Below are 18,763 nucleotides of genomic sequence, written 5' to 3'. Positions count from 1 at the left end.
CTCCCTCCGACCGGTGACGGCATGACCGGCGTGGACCTGCTGGCCGCCACGGCCACCGGCGCCTTCGTGGCCTCGGTGATCTGGACGGTCCTGCGGCCGAAGCGCCGGCTGGCCGGACGCGTCCGCCCGTACGCCCTGTCGTCGCTGAGCGCGCTCGGCCGGCCCGTCGATGCCCGCTCGGTCCGAATCGCCTCGGGTGAGGTGGCGCCGGGGCGGGCCGGACTCGGCGGGCTGCTGGAGCGTGCGGTCGAGCTCCTGCTGTTGCGTGGGGACGCCGACGACGCGCTGCATCGAAGGCTGGTGCAGGCCAAGGTCTACGCCGTGCCGGAGCAGCGGCTGGTCGGCGAGCACCGGGTCCGCCAGGTGCTGGCTGGTGTCATCGGGATCGTCGCCGCCACCGCAGCCGGCACCGCGGTGGGCCTGTCGGGGGTGGGGACGGTCGCCCTCGGTGTGGTGGGACTGGTTGCCGGGGTCGCGCGGCCCAGCGGTGCGGTCGACCGTGCCATCACCCGTCGTCGTGAACGGATGCGCGCCGAGCTGCCCCCCGTCGCCCAGCTGCTGGCGATGCGGGCGCGCGCCGGCGGTTCGATCACCACCGCGCTCGTGGCAACCGCAGATCGCTGTCACGGACTGGTCGCCGACGACCTCGGGGATGCGCTCTCCCAGCACCGTGCCGGCAGGCCGCTGGAGGACGCGCTCGAGACGCTGGCGTCGACCACACCCGAACCCGAGGCGGCTCGCCTGTACCGGCTGCTCGCCGGTGGGATGCGTTACGGGCTGGACGTGGCGCCCGAGCTGCTTCGCCTCGCTCGCGAGGGCCGCGAACACCACCTGACCCGCCTGCGACGCGAGGCGACCAGGCGGCGGGCGACCCTGCTGCTGCCGATCATCGGCCTGCTCGCCCCGTTGATGCTCCTCTTCGTCGCCGCGCCCCTGCCCTCGCTGCTCGGCGGCTGACGAGACGAACAGGGGGTCCTGTGTCGACGCCGCGTCGAATCGACGCACGACCTGTCGCACGAGATCACCGATCGCGCCAGCGGGAGGTCCACGGAGGAGCGTCGCCGACGAACGATGCCGCGCGGCTCAGGCGAAGGGCAGGGACACGAAACGGAGCTCGGTCATCTCGCGCACGGTGTGCGCAGGCCCCTCACGGGTGTTGCCGGCGTCACGTACCCCGCCGTAGGGCTGCTGGTCGACCCGGACCGTCGGGACGTCATTGACGACGACCCCGCCGAAGTCCAGCTCGCGGACGGCCCTCATCGCGACGCCGAGGTCATCGGTGAAGACCGACGCGTGCAGCCCGAAGTCGGTGTCGTTGGCGATGGCGAACGCCTCGTCGAGGGTGTCGAACGGGATGATGACGACCACCGGCCCGAAGGCCTCCCTCCGGCAGAGATCCGCATCGGCCGGCGGGTCGTCGATGACGGTGGGCAGCATGATGCCGTCGTCGACCTTCCCGCCGACGAGCACGGTCGCACCGGCCGCCGCCGCGTCGTCGATCCACCCCTGCAGGCGCTGGGTCTCGCGATCGGAGATCATCGGCCCGACCTCGGTGGCCTCGAGCGCTGGATCCCCGACGACGATCTGCCCCACCTCGCGGGTGAGGGCATCGCGGAGGTCTGCGTGGATCGTCCGGTCGACGAGGACCCGCTGGACGGAGATGCAGCTCTGGCCGGCGTAGGCGAAGCCACCGGCACGTACCTTCCCGGCGACCAGGCCGACGTCGGCATCGGCCGTCACGATGACCGGGGCGTTGGAGCCGAGCTCGAGCGCAACCCGCTTCCTCGGGGCAGCAGCCGCGATGGCCCAGCCCACCCCGACGCTGCCGGTGAACGTGACCATGCGCGGCACAGGGTGGGTGACCAACGGCTCGCCGGCCTCTCGGCCGCCATCGGTCAGCGTCTGCACCCAGCCGGCCGGCATGCCGGCCTCCTCGAGGAGCGCCACGAAGCGCAAGGAGGTCAGTGGGGTCTGGGGGGCTGGCTTCAGCACGACGGGGCAGCCGGCCGCGACGGCTGGGGCGACCTTGTGCGCCACGAGGTTGAGCGGGAAGTTGAACGGGGTGATGGCGGCGACGACGCCGAGCGGGACACGCAGCGCGAACCCCAGGCGACCGGCCCCCGGTTCGGACGCCTCCATCGGGACCATCTCCCCGACCAGCGAACGCGCCTCGGCCGCGGAGAAGCGCAGTGTGTCGATGCAGCGTGCCACCTCCCCCCTGGCGGCGGTGATCGGCTTCCCTGCCTCGCCGCTGATCAGCCGTGCGAACGCATCGGACTGCGCGTCCAGCAGCACCGCCGCACGATCCAGGGTCGACGCGCGTGCGTGCTGGGGGAAGATGTCGCCTCGCAGGTTGGCCTCGAGCATCTGCTGGGCGGCGGTGCAGGCACGGTCCACGTCCTCTGGACCGTGACGGGGCACACGGCCGAGGACGCTGCCGTCGAAGGGGTTGCGCACGACGACTGGGTCATCCCCGACGGGCGCGGACGTGGGCACGGTGTTCACAGGGACGCTTTCGGCGAGGCGATAGGGTGGCGAGTTCCCACACAACCAGAGCGCCTGTACGATTGTCAACAATCTACTAAAGACCGTGCCTCGGTGATGTCCCGTCGGAGGTGCGTGCGAATGGGAGTACGCCCCGTGACCGCTTTCGACAACCTCCAGCCGCTCGCGGCAGCCCCGACCAACGCGCTCATCGCCGACCGCATCCTGGAGGGGATCATGGACGGCAGCATCCCTGCCGGGTCCAAGCTCACCGAGGCGCGACTCGCGGAGCGGCTGGGGGTCAGCCGCGGCCCGATCCGGGAAGCCCTCCAGCGCCTGGTGGCCCAGGGCGTGCTCGTGTCGCACCGTGGGCGCGGCGTGTTCGTGGCGACCCTCGAGCCGGAGGACGTGCTCGACGTGTACCGCTGTCGTGCGGTCACCGAGGCCGCCGCGGTCAGGCTGATCATGGCCGGCGGCGGGCGGGGACTGCAGGAGCTCGAGGCTGCGGCGGAGGACCTGGCCGCGGCGGCCCGGGACGGCGACTGGAAGCGGATCGCGAGGGTCGACCTGCGCTTCCACGAAGCGCTGGTGGCAGCCTCGGGCAGCAAGCGCCTCGCACGCATGTTCGCGACGCTGCTCGTCGAGACGCGGATGTGCCTCATGCGGTTGAAGCCCGCCTATCCGGTGCCCGCGGAAATCGTCCCCCAGCACCAGGACCTCGTGGAGGCCATCCGGTCCGGCGACGAAGCCGCCGCGCTGGCCCTGGTGCACGGGCACATGCGGCGAGCGGTCGTGCTGCAGCTGGGGGACGACGGGGTGCTGTTCCCCGAGCTCTGAGACACGGGGTGTCCGAGCGCGGGTGGTCGGATTCTCGATAATTTGTCTTGCGCAACGACAAAGTCTGCTCCTAGATTGTCAACAATCTGCAAGTCAACGATTGTCGATTCAAGGAGCCGAGCCATGCCCGCCAAGGTGCTGATCCTCGCTGGGGACGCCGCAGAGGACCTCGACGCGATGTACCCGATCTTCCGGCTGCGGGAGGCCGGATACGACGCGGTGGTTGCCTCTCCCACGTCGAAGCTCATCAAGCTGGTCGTCCACGACTTCGAGGACGGGTGGGACGCCTACACCGAGCGGCCGGGGCGACACCTGCCCGTGGACGTCACCTTCGCCGACGTCCGGCCCGAGGACTACGCCGCCATCGTCATCCCCGGTGGGCGTGCGCCGGAGTGGATTCGCCTGGACCCCGACTGCGAGCGCATCACCCGACACTTCTTCGACGAGGACAAGCCGATCGGCCTGATCTGCCACGGCACGCAGGTGCCGCAGGCGTTCGGCCTGCTCTCGGGACGGACCACCTCCGGGTACCCGCCGCTGGAGAGCGACATCGTCAACTCCGGGGCGATCTATCGCGCGGGCAAGGACGTCGTGGACGGCAAGATCGTGTCCTGCACCGGCTGGCCGGACCTCCCCGAGTGGTCGCGGGCCTTCATGGCCGTCCTGGAGGCCCACCTGGAATCCGAGGCGTCCCGTGGCTGACGGGGCCGCTCCAGGGGGTCGACTGGCGGGCAAGGTCGCGGTCGTCACGGGCGCCGCCGCGGGCTTCGGCGAGGGCATCGCCCGACGCTTCTGCGCCGAGGGTGCCCGTGTGCTCCTTGCCGATCTCGACGGCGAGAACGTCGAGGTGGTTGCCAAGGACCTGCGGGAGGCGGGGCACGACGCCATCGCCGCCGCCACCGACGTCACGGCCGACGCCGACGTCAGGCGCGCGGTGGGTCTCGCCGTGGATCGATGGGGCCGCGTGGACGTCATGGTGAACAACGCGGGCATCGCCCAGGCCCCGACGAGGATCGAGGACGCCACCGACGAGCTCTTCGATCAGCTCGTTGCCGTGAACATGTACGGCGTCTTCGCGGGATGTCGGGCCGTCGTGCCGGTCATGAAGGCGCAGGGAGGTGGCGTCATCATCAACACGGCATCGACCGCCGCGGTGCGCCCGAGGCCGCTGCTGAACCTCTACAACGCCTCCAAGGCCTTCACCCTCAACCTGACCAAGACCCTCGCGCTGGAGCTGGCACCGGACCGGATCCGGGTCAACGCCATCAATCCCGTCATGGGCGAGACCGGCATGCTGAAGGTCTTCACCGGTGAGGAGGAGATGGACAACGACCGCCGTGCCGCGGTCGTGGGCACCATCCCGCTGGGTCGCATGTCCACCCCCGACGACATCGCGTGGGCCGCGGTGTACCTGGCCTCCGACGAGTCGTCGCTCGTCACCGGCCACGGCCTCGAGGTCGACGGCGGCCGCGACGTCTGATCGCCCGCGCGGCCATCCCACGATCATGTCGACGAACCTCCACCCCGCGGTCGCCGCCCACCTGGCAGACAGCGCCGCGATGGGCCTGCGCCCCTACGAAGAGCTGACACCGGCCGACGCCCGTGCCCAGTTCACGGCGGTCGCGGCTGCCCGGCGCGGGGCCGACCACCGCCCCCCTCCCCCCGGCAGCGTCGCCGACCGGGCGATCGAGGTCGGCGATCGGACCGTCGTGCTGCGCATCCACCGCCCCGAGCCAGCGGCACGCCCTGCCGTGGCGACGGTGGTGTTCTTCCGTGGCGGTGGCTGGGTCATCGGCGATCTCGACACCCACGAGGCGCTGTGCCGCCGGATCTCGGCGGCACTTCCGGCGGTGGTCGTGGCCGTGGACTACTCCCTGGCGCCTGAACACCCCTTCCCAGCGGCGATCGAGGATGGTGAGGCGGCGACCCGCTGGGTGGCCGCACACGTCGGCGAACTCGGCGGGGACCCCGATGCGCTGGTGGTCGCCGGGGACAGCGCCGGTGGCGCGATGGCCGCGGTCATCGCGCGGCGAGCTCGGGACGCCGGAGGTCCGTCGCTGGCCGGGCAGCTGCTGCTCTACCCCGTGACCGACCTGACCATGTCGCACGCCTCCTACGTCGAGATGGCGACGGGCAAGGGCCTGACGGCGGCCACGATGGCCTGGTTCATCGGCCACTACGGTGCCCCGGCCGACGATCCCGACGCCTCCCCGCTGGCCGCCGAGGACCTCACCGGCCTGCCGCCCGCCGTCGTGACGACCGCAGGCCATGACCCGCTCCGCGACGAGGGCGATGCCTACGCCCACCGCCTGCTCGACGCCGGAGTGCCCACCGTCCATCGCCGCCACGACGGCCTGGTGCACGCCTACGCCCTGATGGACGCCGTACCGCCTGCCGTGCAGGCCATCACCGCCGACCTCGCTGCCCTGACCGACCTGCTCGCCAGCTGAACCCGAGCCAGACACGACCCCGATCCAGGAGCCGACAGATGATCGCAACCCCCCACGCCCGCTTCCGCCTGCACCGCCTGCTGGTGATGGCCCTGACCCTTGCGCTGCTGGCCGTTGCCTGCGGTGACGGATCCGCCGGGGAGGGCGCTGACCCTCCCGCGTCGGACAGCGAAACCGGCCAGGCCGACGCCGGCCAGGACGACGGCGACGGTGCCGATCAGGACGGTGCTGATCAGGACGGTACCGATCAGGAGGACCCCGGCCAGGAGGATGCCTCCTCCGACGAGGAGGTCACCCTGCGCATGGTGTGGTTCGAATGGGCACCAGCCCAGGCGCTGGAGGAGTTCGCCAACACCCACTACGCCGAGGTGGATCCGAACATCAGCTTCGAGGTCGAGACGGTGCCGTTCGGCCAGTGGCACGACGCGATCTTCACCCAGTTCGCCGCCGGCGAGACCAGCTTCGACATCCCCATCCTCGACAGCCAGTTCATCGGCGAGGCCGTGACCGGGAACCACATCGCCACCCTGACGGAGTTCGCCAACGACAACATCGACCTCGACGCCTACCCGTCGAACCTCCTGGCCGCGTACTCGCAGTACCCGGTCGCACCGGACGGACAGTTCGACCCAGACGGGGACGTCTACGGGCTGCCCCTGCTCGCCGATACCTGGGTGCTCGTCTACCGGAAGGACCTCGTCGGCGAGCAGCCGCCCGGCAGCTGGGAGGAGATGCTCGAGGTCGCCGCGCAGTGTCAGGCGGACAACCCCGACATGGCCGGCCTGGCCTTCCACGGCGCGCCTGACTACGACACCGCAGGGATCACGCTGAACCAGGTCATCTGGGTGAACGGCGGTGAGATCTGGGACGGCGAGGGACAGGTCGAGGGCATCATCAACGACGAGGTCGGCCTCGCCGCCATCGACCAGCTCGTCAACGAGATGGTCCCGCTCGCACCCGACGGCGTCGGGACGGCGTTCATCGGCGAGGTCAACGCCGCGATCAACCAGGGACAGGCCTGCATGGGCATGAACTGGGTCGCGGGCCTCGAGGGCATGCAGGACCCGGCCAACTCCACCCTCGGCGACACCGAGGAGGAGATCCTCGAGAAGCTCGGGTTCGCCGAGCTGCCGGACGGCGCCGCGGATGTCTCCCCGATGGGTGGCATGGGCATGCACGTGTCGGCCTACTCGCCCAACCAGGCGGAGGCGCTGGCGTTCATGGAGTGGTTCCAGAGCGCGGAGGTCCAGCAGATGTGGGCCGAGGCCGGCGGTGTTCCCGCCCGGACCGACGCCCTCAACTCCGAGGCCTTCCTGAGCGCGCGACCGTGGAACCAGGCGTTCACCGACTCCGTGGACAGCCTGAAGGACTTCTGGGCCATCCCCGAGTTCTTCCAGATGATCGACGTCCACTCCACCCAGGCGAACGCCGCGATCACGGGGACGCAGGGACCGGCGGAGGCCCTCGACTCCCTGGCCGAGCAGGAACAGACGATCCTGGACGGCGGTATCTGATGACTGCCAGCGCGCCGCCGACCGAAGACGTGGCAGGGCGGACGCCGATCTTCGCTCCGCCACCGGCGGCGGCGCGCTGGCGATGGCTGCCCGACCGCTGGCTGGCCAGGCTGTCGGTGGCCCCGACGCTGCTGCTGCTGTTCGGGTTGTTCATCTTCCCGCTGCTGTACGTCCTCGTCCTGTCGTTCACCGACTTCTCCGCCAGCGGGAACCAGGCCGTCAACGGCGTGGGCCTGGAGAACTACGGCCGGCTGCTCACCAGCGACCAGGTCCGGGCCAAGGCGCTCACGACCGTGCTGTTCGTCATCGGCGCGGTCGGCCTGCAGACGGTCCTCGGGTTCGGCCTGGCCTACCTCGTCCATCGCCAGAAGCGCGGCGGGGGCTTCCTCACCGTGCTGTTCCTCATCCCGATGATGCTGTCACCGGTCATCGTCGGGGCGTTCTGGCGCCTGATGCTGGACTCCAGCTTCGGGGTGGTCAACGGCACGCTCTCCCTGATCGGCGTCGACGGGCCGCAGTGGCTCAGCCAGCAAGGTGTTGCGCTGGTGTCGTTGATCTTCGTCGACACCTGGCAATGGACCCCGTTCATCATGGTGATCGCGCTGGCAGGCCTCAACGCCGTGCCCGCCTATCTGTACGAGGCAGCCGACATCGACCAGGCGAGCGACTGGTTCAAGTTCAAGAGCATCACCCTGCCGATCGTGTGGCCGATCCTCCTGATCGCGATCCTCTTCCGCGTCATCGACGCGTTCCGGCTGTTCGACATCGTCCTGATCGTCACGGGCGGCGGTCCCGGCGGCACCACGGAGACCCTCAGCTTCCACATCTACAAGCTGGCGATCCGCAACTTCCAGACCGGGCTGGCCTCGGCGTACGGGGTCCTGATGCTCGTCGTCGTCAACGTCATGGCCGTCTTCTTCATCAAGTACCTCGAGAGGCTGCAGTCGAAGTGAGCGTGATCACGTGAGAACCGTCATCGAGAAGTCCCTGCTGCTGGTGCTGGGGATCTTCATGGTCTTCCCGATCTTCTGGATGCTCGAGGCATCGGTGAAGGACCAGTCCACGATCCTCGCCAACCCGCCGTCGTTCGTCGGCTTCGAGCCGACCCTCGACAACTACCGGGACGTCTTCTTCGCCCGCGGGACCGAGGGCGAGGCGAGAGCGGCATCCGGGCTGGTCACCAACTTCGGGACCAGCGTCGTCGTGGCCGTGTCCGCGACGATCCTCGCGACGGCGATTGGTACGCCGGCCGCCTGGGCCTACTCGCGGTTCCCGCTGAAGGCGGGCAAGGACCAGCTGTTCTTCATCCTGTCGACGCGGTTCATGCCGCCGGTGGTCGCGGTGATCCCGCTGTTCCTGATGTTCAGGACGCTGGGGCTGCTGGACTCCCGGCTCGGACTGATCCTGCTGTACACCGCGTTCAACCTGCCCTTCACGATCTGGATGCTGAAGGGGTTCGTCGACGAGATTCCCGCCGAGTACGAGGACGCGGCGATGGTCGATGGCTACTCCCGCGTCCAGGCCTTCAGGCAGGTACTGCTCCCGCTGCTGCGGCCCGGCATCTTCGCGACGGCGGTCTTCTCGCTCATCTTCACCTGGAACGAGTTCGTGTTCGCCATCTTCCTGACCCCGGGTGGTGGAGCGGTTCGCACCGCCCCTCCGGCCATCGCCGGCCTCTTCGGCGGCACCGAGACCCAGTGGGGGGTTGTCGCGGCGTCGGCGGTGGTCTTCGCGCTCCCGGTCCTGGTGTTCGGCTACCTCGTCCGCAACCACCTCGTGGCGGGCATGACCTTCGGAGCAGTGAGGCGCTGATGGCCGGTATCTCCATCCAGGCCCTCAACAAGCGGTTCCCCGACGGGACCGTGGCGGTGCACGAGATCGACCTCGAGATCGAGGACGGTGAGCTCTTCGTGCTGCTCGGGCCCTCCGGCTGCGGCAAGACCACGACGCTGCGCTGCATCGCGGGCCTGGAGACCCAGACCAGCGGTGACATCCGCATCGGCGACCGGCTCGTCAACGACCTGCGGCCCGGCGAGCGAGACATCGCGATGGTCTTCCAGTTCTACGCCCTCTACCCGCACCTCACCGCGCGCGAGAACATCGGCTACCCGTTGCGGGCCGCTGGCGTTCCCCGGGCCGAGGCGGAGGCGCGCGTCGATGCCGTGGCGAGGACGATGCGACTCGACGGCCTGCTGCGGCGCAAGCCCGACAAGCTCTCCGGGGGTGAGCAGCAGCGCATCGCCCTGGCGCGTGCGATGGTGCGCGAACCCCAGGCGTTCCTCCTCGACGAGCCGCTGACCAACCTCGACGCCGAGCTGCGGCTGGACATGCGCACGGAGCTGAAGCACCTGCAGGACCGGTTGGGCTCGACGATGGTGATGGTGACCCACGACCAGGTCGAAGCCATGTCACTGGGTGACCGCATCGCGCTGATCAACGAGGGCCGCGTGGAGCAGGTCGGCGCCCCGCTCGACGTGTACGACCGTCCTGCGTCGCTGTTCGCCGCGACGTTCATCGGGACGCCAGCGATGAACATCCTGCCGGTCGAGGTGGACGACGGAGACCTTCGAGCCCCGTCGGGCCTTCGCCTGCCGATCCCGGTCGGCCTTCCCCGGACCGATGGGCTGGTGGCTGGCGTGCGCGCAGAGTGGTTGTCCGTCACCGCCCCGACCGGTGATCGACGGGGCGCCGCCCGGGTGATCGCACGCGAGGCGCTCGGTGACGAGACGATCTACGCGGTGGACATGGGTGGGCATCGTGTCCACGTCCGCACGCCACCCACCGTGCGCTTCGAGGCCGAGGACAACGTGGACGTCGCGTTCGTCGGGACCGAACCGCGCGTGTACCACGAGGGCACCGGGAGGTTGGCCGCATGAGCCGCGTGAAGCTCGACGGGATCAGCAAGTCCTTCGGTGACGTGCAGGCGCTCGCAGACGTGTCCATCGATGTCGAGGACGGGTCGTTCTTCGTGCTCCTCGGGCCGTCCGGCGCGGGGAAGACCACCACCCTGCGCGTCATCGCCGGGCTCGAGGCGCCCGACGCGGGCGAGGTCAGCTTCGACGGTGCGGCGGCAGGTGACGCAACCCCCGCAGCCCGCGATGTGGCCATGGTCTTCCAGAGCTACGCGCTGTACCCGAAGCAGACGGTCGCGGAGAACATCGCCTCCCCGCTCCGCGCGCGGCACATCCGGGTCGAGGAGATCGACAAGCAGGTGGCGGACATCGCAGCGCTGCTGCACATCGACCACCTCCTGGACCGCCATCCGGGGCAGCTGTCCGGGGGGGAGCAGCAGCGTGTTGCGCTGGGCCGGGCCCTCGTGCGCGAGCCCCGCGCCTTCCTGATGGACGAGCCGCTCACGAACCTCGACGTCAAGCTGCGCGTCGAGATGCGCGCCGAGCTCACTCGCCTGCACCGACACGTGGGGCGGACGTTCATCTACGTCAGCAACGATCAGGCCGAGGCGATGTCGATGGCCGATCGGATCGCCGTGCTCCACGACGGGAGGATCCAGCAGGTCGGCACGCCGGAGGAGGTGTACGACCACCCGGTCAACCGCTTCGTGGCGACGTTCGTGGGCAGCTCGCGCATGAACCTCCTGGCCTGCACGGTGCAGGACGCCGAGCTGGTCGGCGCGGATGGGTGGCGGCTGCCGGCCCCGCGCACGAGCGCCGGACAGGGGACACGCCTCGAGCTGGGCATCCGTCCCGAGGACCTGTCCGTGGCCGGCGAGGCCGAGGGCCCGCACGTCGTGCGCGGAACCGTGTATGCCGTCGAACCGCTGGGGGACCGCGTCCTCCTGGACGTGCAGGTCGGCGACACCATCGTCCGGGTCAAGGCGGCGCCGACCGTCTCGCACGACGTCGGCCAGGCGGTCGGGATCACCGTCGACATGGCCCGCATCCACCTGTTCGACGTCGACTCGGGCCTGGCCCTCCCCGTCCGTGACGAACCTGACCACGACCCCGTCTGCTGAGGAACCGTCCATGACCACACACGAACTGGCCGTCATCGCCGGTGACGGGATCGGGCCGGAGGTGATGACCCAGGCGCTGAAGGTCCTCGACGCCGCCGAGCAGCGCTTCGGCTTCTCCACGACCCGCACCGAGTACGACCTCGGCGGGCGCCGCTACCGCACGACCGGCGAGGTGCTGTCCGACGACACCCTGGTCGAGCTCGACGCGGTGGACGCGATCCTCCTCGGTGCCGTCGGGACACCCGACGTGCCGCCGGGTGTGCTCGAGCGCGGCCTGCTGCTGAAGCTGCGGTTCGCCTTCGACCAGTACGTCAACCTGCGTCCCGTCAAGCTGCTGGCCGGCGTGCCCACGCCGATCGCCGGGCTGACCCCCGACCGCTGCGACATGGTCATCGTGCGCGAGAACACCGAGGGCATGTACGCAGGTGCCGGCGGGTTGTTGTTCGACGGCACGGCGCACGAGGTCGCCACCCAGGAGTCGATCAACACCCGTCACGGGGTCGAGCGCGTGGTCCGGGACGCCTTCGTCCGGGCGGAGGCACGACGGGGGCACCTGACGATGGTGCACAAGACCAACGTGCTGAACTTCGCCGGTGACCTGTGGATGCGCACGTTCACCGAGGTCGGCGAGGCCGACTTCCCCGACGTCGAGCGCGACTACGTGCACGCCGACGCGATGTGCCTGTACATGGTCACCACCCCGGAGCGGTTCGACGTCGTCGTGACCGACAACCTGTTCGGCGACATCATCACCGACCTCGGTGCGGCCGTGCAGGGCGGCTTGGGCCTTGCCGCCAGCGGCAACATCGACCCCACCGGCGAGCACCCGTCGATGTTCGAGCCGGTCCACGGCTCGGCACCCGACATCGCCGGGAAGGGCTGGGCCAACCCGGTCGCCGCTGTCCTCAGCCTGGGGTTGTGCCTCCGCCACCTGGGTGAGGTCGACGCCGCGGACGCGGTCGAGGACGCTGCCGCCACCCTGCTCACCGAGCTGGGGGCGATGGCCGGCCCGACCATGGGCGGCTCGACCGACGAGCTGGGCGACCGCATCGCCGAGCACGTCGCTGACCCGTCCGCCACCTGACAGTCCCGCAGCGGGCGGTCGACAGCGACCCCGACCCTCGTCGTCCGAAAGGATGCTCGCATGTTCAACCACATGGTCATGTTCAGGTTCCCCGACGACGAGGTTGCCGCGGCCGTCATCGAGCGCCTCCACGAGCTCGCGGACAGGCTCCCGCAGGTCGAGGAGCTGATCGTGGGCCGGGACCAGCTGCACTCCGAGCGGTCGTTCGATGTCGGCACGCTGATGCGGTTCGCCGATCGCGAGGCGTTCGAGGCCTACGAGGTCCACCCGGTCCATGTCGAGGCGGCGACCTGGATCGACGACGTCGCCACCGAAGCGGTCGCCGTGGACTGGCTCGACTGACCCCCAGCTGCCGGTCGGGCTCACCCCAGCAGCGCGGCCACCGCCTCCTGCACTGCCGTGCTGACGGCGGCGACACCGCCGGCGATGCGGATGCGGGACAGGGCCTCCCGGTGGGTGGTCAGGAACGCCGCGGCGGGTGCGTCGGCCGACAGGGCGTCCCGGTCGACCAGCAGCAGCACACCACCCTCGTGGGCGGCCGCCGCACCGGCAACCAGTCCGTCGGGGAACGCCGTCGTCGTCGCCAGCCACACGACCGCCGCGGCGGCGCCGCGGTCCAGCGCCTCCTCGGCGACCACGCGGGCGGTCTCGGTGCGTGTCGCCCCGGCGATCCGGGTCACCCTGCCCACGGCCTCCTCCACCTGGGTCGCCACTGCCTGCGACACCGCCGCGGTCCCACCGACGATCGTCACGTCGGACCGGCCGGCCAGGGCGACGGCGGTCGCCGGTGGCAGCACGTCGGCAGCGGTCAGCAGGACGGGCACTCCGGCGGTCCCGCCGAGGGCAGAGGCGGCCAGGGCATCCGGCCAGCCCCGGGTCGGGTCGGCGTTGATCCCCTCCACCAGCAGGGCCTCGCCATCGGCGGGGAAGGCCTCGGCGATCGCCGCGGCCGTGTGGAACCGGGTCGGCCCCTCGATGCGGGCCACCTGCACCCCCAGCTCGGCCAGGTCCTCGGCGACCTCGGGCGCCAGCGCGGCGGTGCCGCCCAGCACGATCGCGCGGGTCGCGCCCAGCCGGGTCACCTCCGCCGCCGTCGCCGGGGACAGCGCGTCGCGGGTGGACAGCAGCAGCGGCGCGTCCTCCTGCACCGCGAGCGGGGCCCCCGCCAGGGCGTCGGCGTACTCGTCGGCCCGGGCGACCACGACCACCTCGGCCGTGTCGTGGGCCACGACCGCGACCTCCGTGACCCCGGCAGGAAGGTCGACTGCCAGCGGCCCGTCGGCCGTCGACGGGGTCAGGTCGTCGGTCAGGACCGTGGCGGCCGTCCACGCCTCGAAGCTGGTGATCGGCCGGGACGCCCCCCGGACCTCGTAGCGCACCGCCTCGCCGATGCGGCCGTCGTCGCCGGTCGGGGCGAACGTCGCCGTCGACCCGTCGACGGTGAGGTCGGTGACCCGCGCCGGCGGCGTGCAGTCGGTGCCGTGGTTGGCGGTGTGGCACGGGTCGTGGCCCTCGCTGGTCCAGTCCAGCTGCCCGACCGGGGTGTCGGTGTCCCACAGGAACCGCCAGCCCTCGCGGGTGCCCACGCCGATCTCGACCAGGCCGTCACCGTCGACGTCACCCACCGGCGGGGTCCCGATGACCCAACCACCGGTCAGCTTGGGGAAGCCGTCGACCTCGCTGCCGTCGCCGCCGTAGCCCCGCAGCAGGTACCGGCCCGACGTGGCGAGCACCTCGGCACCGGCCACGCCGTCGACGTCGGCGATCGCCGGGGCCGACAGCAGCTGGTAGTCGTCGTGCTCGACCGGCCAGCCGGGCCGGGCCGGGGTGGCGTCCATCGACCAGGCCTGCACCAGGTGCTGCTGGGGCAGGTTCTGCCCGACCAGCACCAGGTTGACCGCGCCGGTCGCCGACAACCCGCCCTTCACCACGTCCAGGCCGCCGTCGCCGTCGAGGTCGCCGATGGCGGGGTACTCGAACAGGTTCAGCGCCACGGGCAGGGTGGGACTGGAGGGCAGCTCGTCGGTGTAGGCGCGGATCGTCGACCCGTCGCCGTCGTACAGCGTCAGGTCGCCGGTGGTGATGGAGTAGGCGATCTCGTCGTCGCCGTCCCCGTCGACGTCGGCCAGCGCCGGGATGTGCTGCGGCCCGACCAGGGGGAGGATGTCGGGAAGCAGGCCGTTGACGGCAACGGGCCAGCCGTCGGCGAACGTGCCGTCGTGGTGCACCACGTACAGGCGGCTGGATCCGCCGATGGCGTTGGCCGCCAGGTTGGTCACCAACCCGCCGACGGTGTCCTCGATGCCACCCGGGGTCGGCTGGGTGGCGCCGTAGACCTCCGAGGAGCCCGACACGATCTCGAGGTCCCCGTCGCCGTCGACGTCGCCGACGGCGGGGGTGCCGATCAGCTCGCCGCCGATGTACTCCTCCTCCGCGGGGTCGGCCAGGCGCAGCGGGAAGCCGTCGTGGAGGGTGCCGTCGCCGGCCCACACGTAGAGGTGGCCGTCCAGCGCGGCGGCGATGACCTCGCGGGTCCCGTCGCCGTCGAGGTCGGCGATGGTGGGAGCGGCCAGGAACCCGCGCTTGCGATGGTCGGTGCTGGTCGGACTCGCCGCCAGCGCTGGGTCGACCGACACGGGGAACCCGTCGAGCACGACGCCGTGGCGGTCCAGCGCGAACAGCCGACCGTCGAAGGTCATGCCGACGATGTCGGCCGACAGGTCGCCGTCGATGTCGGCCACCGCCGGGGTGCGCCACCCACCGGTGACCGCAGGGACGGCACCGGTGGTGTGGGCGGCCGACCCCGGGTGGTGGAAGAACGCCGGCGGCAGCAGGAACGGATCGCCGTCGTTGAACCACGGGACGGTCCCGCCGGTGTGATCGCGGACCCACAGCCGACCGGAGGAGTCGGCGTCGATGATCTCGCTGGTCCCGTCGCCGTCGAGGTCGGCGAACACCAGCGAGGTCTCCCCGCCGGAGTCGGTGAAGATCGGCCAGCCGTCGTGGGCGGCCGGGTCGTGGTGGGCGAAGTAGACCTTGCGGTCCTCGCCGCGGTTGCCGTCGGCGTCGGTGGCGACCAGGCGGACGGTGAAGGTCCGCTCGTCGGGATCCGACGGCGGTGTGCCGTCGGCCGCGCCGGGGACGGCGGCGGCGACGTCGGCCATCGGGATCGTCCCCAGCAGCTCGTCGACGGGCGCGGTGCCGTCGCCCTCGGCCACGGTGGTGAAGTCGGTGTCCAGCGGGGCGTTGCCGGGGGCCCACTGCAGCTCGTAGGACCAGCCGGTGGACCGCTCGGCCGCCACGTGACCGCGGACCTCCAGCTCGGTCGTGGTGACGGGGTCGACCAGCGTCCACCAGGCGGGGTCGTCGATCCACGCCTCCGGCGGGACGGTGCCCGGCCCGACGGCGGCGACCGCGGCGGCGAGGTTGGCCCGGCCGTAGCCGAAGTGCGGGTCGAAGCCGTCCTGGGCGGGGTCGGGCGTGCCGACCACGCCGGTGTCGGCCGCGGTGACGTCGTCGGCGGTCATGGTCAGCAGCTGCTTGACCTCGTCGCTGGTCAACGGCTCGCCGAACACCTGCAGCGCGCGCGAGTGCAGCAGGCCCGCCGCCCCGCCGGCCTGGCCGGTCGCCTGCGAACCCGTCTCGGCCATGAAGCAGACAGCAGCGTGCTCGCCGTGCTGGGTGAGGTTGGACTGGCGGAAGTACGTCGTCGGCGGCACCTGGGAGTCGATGATCCCGAGGGCGTCCACGACCGGCTGCAGGCCGGGGACCTCGGTGCCCAGCCCGTGGGTGTCGGTGACGCAGCCGTTGATGAAGACGCTCTGGCGGTAGTTGGTCGGGTAGTTGTGGTTGGCGGTGTTGAGGTCGGAGGAGACGTGCATCAACGCCATGCCGCTGGCCGCGGCGTGGGCCGCGGCCTCGCGGGCCGATGCGGAGTTGGTCAGCACGCCGTTGGCGACCACCTGCACCAGCGCACCGTTGTCGGCGGCGTAGACCGTCGCGGCGGCGTAGCGGTCACCGGGGAGGACGAAGCTGTCGTACTCCCGCAGCATCATCACCCGGCAGTCAGGGCACACGCCGGCGTCGCCGAGGGCGTTGTCGGTCTCGGCGGCGGCCTCGCGACCGCGGCCGGTCCCGTGGCCGGAGGCGGCGGAGTAGGAGGAGTCGTCGGAGGGGTCGTTGTCGTCGTCGAAGAAGTCCCAGCCGGCGATGTCGTCGACGTAGCCGTTGTCGTCGGCGTCGGTGCCGTCGCTGAACGCCCGGATCAGGTCCTGCCCGTCGAGCAGGTCGTTGTCGTTGGCGTCGGTGACCCGGCTGTCGTCGATCCAGTCGTCGACGGTGACCGCCCCGTCGCCATCGGCGTCGTGGGTGGTCGCCCCCTCCGGCACCGGCAGCTCGCCGACGTTCAGCCAGACCTTGCGGCGAAGCTCGGTGTCGTGCCACCGCACGCCGGTGTCGAGGATGGCGATGGCCACCCGTGGGTCACCGGTCGTGGTCTTCCACGCCAGGTCCGCCGACACGCCGGACACCATCGGGTCGCCCGGCCCGTGGGTCGCGGTCAGCCGCGTCGATTCCGGCGCGAAGCCGAACAGGTTGTACTGCTCGTCGTAGACCGACGGGCATGCGTCGACGTCGTCCTCGTCGTCGGGCTCGCTGCAGTCGAACCCCGGATCGTTGGGTGTGCCGACCCGGGGATCCGGGTCGTCGCTGGGGAACCGGCTTCCCTGCGCGAGGGCAGGGAGCGCGGCGAGGAGCGCGAGCACGAGGACGAGGACGGCGGGACTGCGGCGCATCGTCGGATTATTGCACCACCCCTCCACTTTCGTGGGGATGGCCGTGCACATCCGTCGTCCACCTCGCGGACCGCGGTGCTCCCCCCGCGGCGCCCCCGGTGGCTCAGTCGGCGCCGAACTCGATGGCAGCGTCGTCGAGGGCCGCGACCTCGTCCCCGGGGGTCGCGGGGTTGGCGATGATCTGGTCCGCCCCGCCGGCCGGCAGCTCACCGAACAGCGTCCCGTGCTCGACCAGGACGGTGCCCTGCTCGATCGGCTGACCGGCGTAGACCTCGAGCTTGTCGCGGCTGTCGGCGATGTCGAGGTTGCGCATCGTCAGCTGCCCGATGCGGTCGGTCGGGCCGAACGCGGCGTTGTCCACCCGCTCCATCGACAGCTTGTCGGCGTCGTAGGAGAAGTGCTGGCCCTGCGTGTCGAGGATCGTGTAGTCCTCGCCGCGCCGCAGCCGGACGGTGACCTCGCCGGTGACCAGCGACGCGACCCACCGCTGGAGCGACTCGCGGATCATCAGCGCCTGCGGGTCCAGCCAGCGGCCCTCGTACAGCAGGCGGCCGAGCTGGCGTCCCTGGTCGTGGTAGCGGGCCAGCGTGTCCTCGTTGTGCACCGCGGCCAGCAGGCGCTCGTAGGCAAGGAACAGCAGCGCCATGCCGGGGGCCTCGTAGATGCCGCGCGACTTCGCCTCGATGATCCGGTTCTCGATCTGGTCCGACATGCCGAGGCCATGGCGGCCACCGATGGCGTTGACGGCCGTGACCAGCGCGACGGGGTCGTCGAACACCTCGCCGTTGACGCTGTGTGGCCGGCCGGCCAGGAAGCCGATCGTCACGTCCTCGGTGTCGATGTCGACGGCCGGGTCCCAGAAGCGGACGCCCATGATCGGCTGGACGATCTCCAGCGACGTGTCCAGGTGCTCCAGCACCTTGGCCTCGTGGGTGGCACCCCAGATGTTGGCGTCGGTGGAGTACGCCTTCTCCTCCGCGTCGCGGTAGGGCAGGTCACGGGCGTCCAGCCAGCGGCTCATCTCCGCCCGTCCGCCGAGCTGCTCGACGAAGTCGGCGTCCAGCCACGGCTTGTAGATCCGCAGGTTGGGGTTGGCCAGCAGCCCGTAGCGGTAGAACCGCTCGATGTCGTTGCCCTTGAACGTCGACCCGTCGCCCCAGATGTGGACGTCGTCGGCCTGCATCGCCCGGACCAGCAGCGTGCCGGTGACGGCGCGACCCAGGGGCGTGGTGTTGAAGTAGGTCCGGCCGGCCGAACGGATGTGGAAGGCCCCGCAGGCCAGCGCCGCGAACCCCTCCTCCACCAGCTCGCGACGGATGTCGAGCACCCGGGCGATCTCGGCGCCGTAGACCTTCGCGCGGTCCGGCACGCCCGACACGTCCGGGTCGTCGTACTGGCCCAGGTCGGCGGTGTAGGTGCAGGGCACCGCACCGTGCTCGCGCATCCACGCGACGGCGACGGAGGTGTCGAGCCCTCCGGAGAAGGCGATGCCGACGCGTTCGCCGGCGGGGAGACTGGTGAGCACCTTGCTCATGGACACGACCTCGGGGTTGCTGGGGTGAGACGAGCACGGTACGAGCCCGGCCGAGCCTCGCAAAAGTCTGCGTCGCGAGGGACCACCCCGGCGT

Annotated in this window: 15 protein-coding genes; 12 read left to right on the top strand and 3 right to left on the bottom strand. The window is 70.9% G+C overall.

The features are described 5' to 3' along the window. Positions 1-21 precede the first annotated feature (21 nt). Positions 22-957: a type II secretion system F family protein gene (locus CUC05_RS12900; RefSeq protein WP_108666518.1), complete on the top strand. Its 936-nt coding sequence runs from the start codon at positions 22-24 to the stop codon at positions 955-957. Between the two features lie 126 nt (positions 958-1,083). Here CUC05_RS12900 and CUC05_RS12895 read toward each other — a convergent pair whose 3' ends face one another. Further along, complete coding sequence (locus tag CUC05_RS12895; protein ID WP_205712311.1) at positions 1,084-2,457, bottom strand: aldehyde dehydrogenase family protein; 1,374 nt, start codon at positions 2,455-2,457, stop codon at positions 1,084-1,086. 183 nt (positions 2,458-2,640) lie between these two features. Between CUC05_RS12895 and CUC05_RS12890 the strand changes: the two genes are divergently transcribed. The 11 genes from CUC05_RS12890 to CUC05_RS12840 all read left to right on the top strand — a co-directional run bounded on the left by CUC05_RS12890 (position 2,641) and on the right by CUC05_RS12840 (position 12,684). After that, positions 2,641-3,321: a GntR family transcriptional regulator gene (locus tag CUC05_RS12890; RefSeq protein ID WP_170128002.1), complete on the top strand. Its 681-nt coding sequence runs from the start codon at positions 2,641-2,643 to the stop codon at positions 3,319-3,321. A gap of 123 nt (positions 3,322-3,444) precedes the next feature. After that, entirely contained in the window at positions 3,445-4,023 is a 579-nt protein-coding gene (locus CUC05_RS12885; protein WP_108666516.1) for a DJ-1/PfpI family protein, read from the top strand. Then, positions 4,016-4,801, top strand: a complete 786-nt coding sequence (locus CUC05_RS12880; RefSeq protein WP_108666515.1) for an SDR family oxidoreductase — start codon at positions 4,016-4,018, stop codon at positions 4,799-4,801. Before CUC05_RS12885 ends, CUC05_RS12880 begins: the two co-directional genes overlap by 8 nt. Positions 4,802-4,826: 25 nt before the next feature. Continuing rightward, complete coding sequence (locus CUC05_RS12875; RefSeq protein WP_108666514.1) at positions 4,827-5,771, top strand: alpha/beta hydrolase; 945 nt, start codon at positions 4,827-4,829, stop codon at positions 5,769-5,771. A gap of 38 nt (positions 5,772-5,809) precedes the next feature. Beyond that, a complete protein-coding gene (locus CUC05_RS12870; RefSeq protein WP_108666513.1) occupies positions 5,810-7,285 on the top strand; it encodes an extracellular solute-binding protein in 1,476 nt (491 codons plus the stop codon). Beyond that, positions 7,285-8,238 carry a carbohydrate ABC transporter permease gene (locus CUC05_RS12865; RefSeq protein ID WP_108666512.1) on the top strand — a complete coding sequence of 318 codons (954 nt, stop codon included), beginning with the start codon at positions 7,285-7,287 and terminating at the stop codon, positions 8,236-8,238. The genes CUC05_RS12870 and CUC05_RS12865 overlap by 1 nt, the downstream gene beginning before the upstream one ends. Before the next feature lie 10 nt (positions 8,239-8,248). Continuing rightward, complete coding sequence (locus tag CUC05_RS12860) at positions 8,249-9,097, top strand: carbohydrate ABC transporter permease (protein WP_205712310.1); 849 nt, start codon at positions 8,249-8,251, stop codon at positions 9,095-9,097. Continuing rightward, positions 9,097-10,161, top strand: a complete 1,065-nt coding sequence (locus tag CUC05_RS12855; RefSeq protein ID WP_108666511.1) for an ABC transporter ATP-binding protein — start codon at positions 9,097-9,099, stop codon at positions 10,159-10,161. The genes CUC05_RS12860 and CUC05_RS12855 overlap by 1 nt, the downstream gene beginning before the upstream one ends. After that, a complete protein-coding gene (locus CUC05_RS12850) occupies positions 10,158-11,258 on the top strand; it encodes an ABC transporter ATP-binding protein (RefSeq protein ID WP_108666510.1) in 1,101 nt (366 codons plus the stop codon). Before CUC05_RS12855 ends, CUC05_RS12850 begins: the two co-directional genes overlap by 4 nt. A gap of 10 nt (positions 11,259-11,268) precedes the next feature. Next, positions 11,269-12,342, top strand: a complete 1,074-nt coding sequence (locus tag CUC05_RS12845; RefSeq protein WP_108666585.1) for a 3-isopropylmalate dehydrogenase — start codon at positions 11,269-11,271, stop codon at positions 12,340-12,342. A gap of 60 nt (positions 12,343-12,402) precedes the next feature. Next, positions 12,403-12,684, top strand: coding sequence for a Dabb family protein (locus tag CUC05_RS12840; protein WP_108666509.1), 282 nt, complete (start codon positions 12,403-12,405; stop codon positions 12,682-12,684). A 20-nt stretch (positions 12,685-12,704) separates the two neighbouring features. Here the strand turns inward: CUC05_RS12840 and CUC05_RS12835 are convergent, their stop codons facing one another. Both CUC05_RS12835 and argG read right to left on the bottom strand, forming a co-directional pair. Next, entirely contained in the window at positions 12,705-17,135 is a 4,431-nt protein-coding gene (locus tag CUC05_RS12835) for a cell wall-binding repeat-containing protein (protein ID WP_108666508.1), read from the bottom strand. 103 nt (positions 17,136-17,238) lie between these two features. Then, positions 17,239-18,669 (bottom strand): argininosuccinate synthase, encoded by a 1,431-nt coding sequence (gene argG, locus CUC05_RS12830; protein ID WP_108666507.1) that lies wholly within the window; start codon positions 18,667-18,669, stop codon positions 17,239-17,241. Positions 18,670-18,763 lie beyond the last annotated feature (94 nt).

Source organism: Euzebya rosea, assembly GCF_003073135.1.
Taxonomy (GTDB): Bacteria; Actinomycetota; Nitriliruptoria; order Euzebyales; family Euzebyaceae; genus Euzebya; species Euzebya rosea.
This window is presented reverse-complemented; position numbering and strand designations above follow the sequence as displayed.

What these genes read in the sequence shown, in the direction of transcription:
- CUC05_RS12900 (WP_108666518.1), top strand. Translation starts at nt 22, where the DNA reads ATGACCGGCGTGGACCTGCTGGCCGCCACGGCCACCGGCGCCTTCGTG.
- CUC05_RS12885 (WP_108666516.1), top strand. Translation starts at nt 3,445, where the DNA reads ATGCCCGCCAAGGTGCTGATCCTCGCTGGGGACGCCGCAGAGGACCTC.
- CUC05_RS12875 (WP_108666514.1), top strand. Translation starts at nt 4,827, where the DNA reads ATGTCGACGAACCTCCACCCCGCGGTCGCCGCCCACCTGGCAGACAGC.
- CUC05_RS12870 (WP_108666513.1), top strand. Translation starts at nt 5,810, where the DNA reads ATGATCGCAACCCCCCACGCCCGCTTCCGCCTGCACCGCCTGCTGGTG.
- CUC05_RS12865 (WP_108666512.1), top strand. Translation starts at nt 7,285, where the DNA reads ATGACTGCCAGCGCGCCGCCGACCGAAGACGTGGCAGGGCGGACGCCG.
- CUC05_RS12855 (WP_108666511.1), top strand. Translation starts at nt 9,097, where the DNA reads ATGGCCGGTATCTCCATCCAGGCCCTCAACAAGCGGTTCCCCGACGGG.
- CUC05_RS12850 (WP_108666510.1), top strand. Translation starts at nt 10,158, where the DNA reads ATGAGCCGCGTGAAGCTCGACGGGATCAGCAAGTCCTTCGGTGACGTG.
- CUC05_RS12845 (WP_108666585.1), top strand. Translation starts at nt 11,269, where the DNA reads ATGACCACACACGAACTGGCCGTCATCGCCGGTGACGGGATCGGGCCG.
- CUC05_RS12840 (WP_108666509.1), top strand. Translation starts at nt 12,403, where the DNA reads ATGTTCAACCACATGGTCATGTTCAGGTTCCCCGACGACGAGGTTGCC.
- CUC05_RS12835 (WP_108666508.1), bottom strand. Translation starts at nt 17,135, where the DNA reads ATGCGCCGCAGTCCCGCCGTCCTCGTCCTCGTGCTCGCGCTCCTCGCC.
- argG (WP_108666507.1), bottom strand. Translation starts at nt 18,669, where the DNA reads ATGAGCAAGGTGCTCACCAGTCTCCCCGCCGGCGAACGCGTCGGCATC.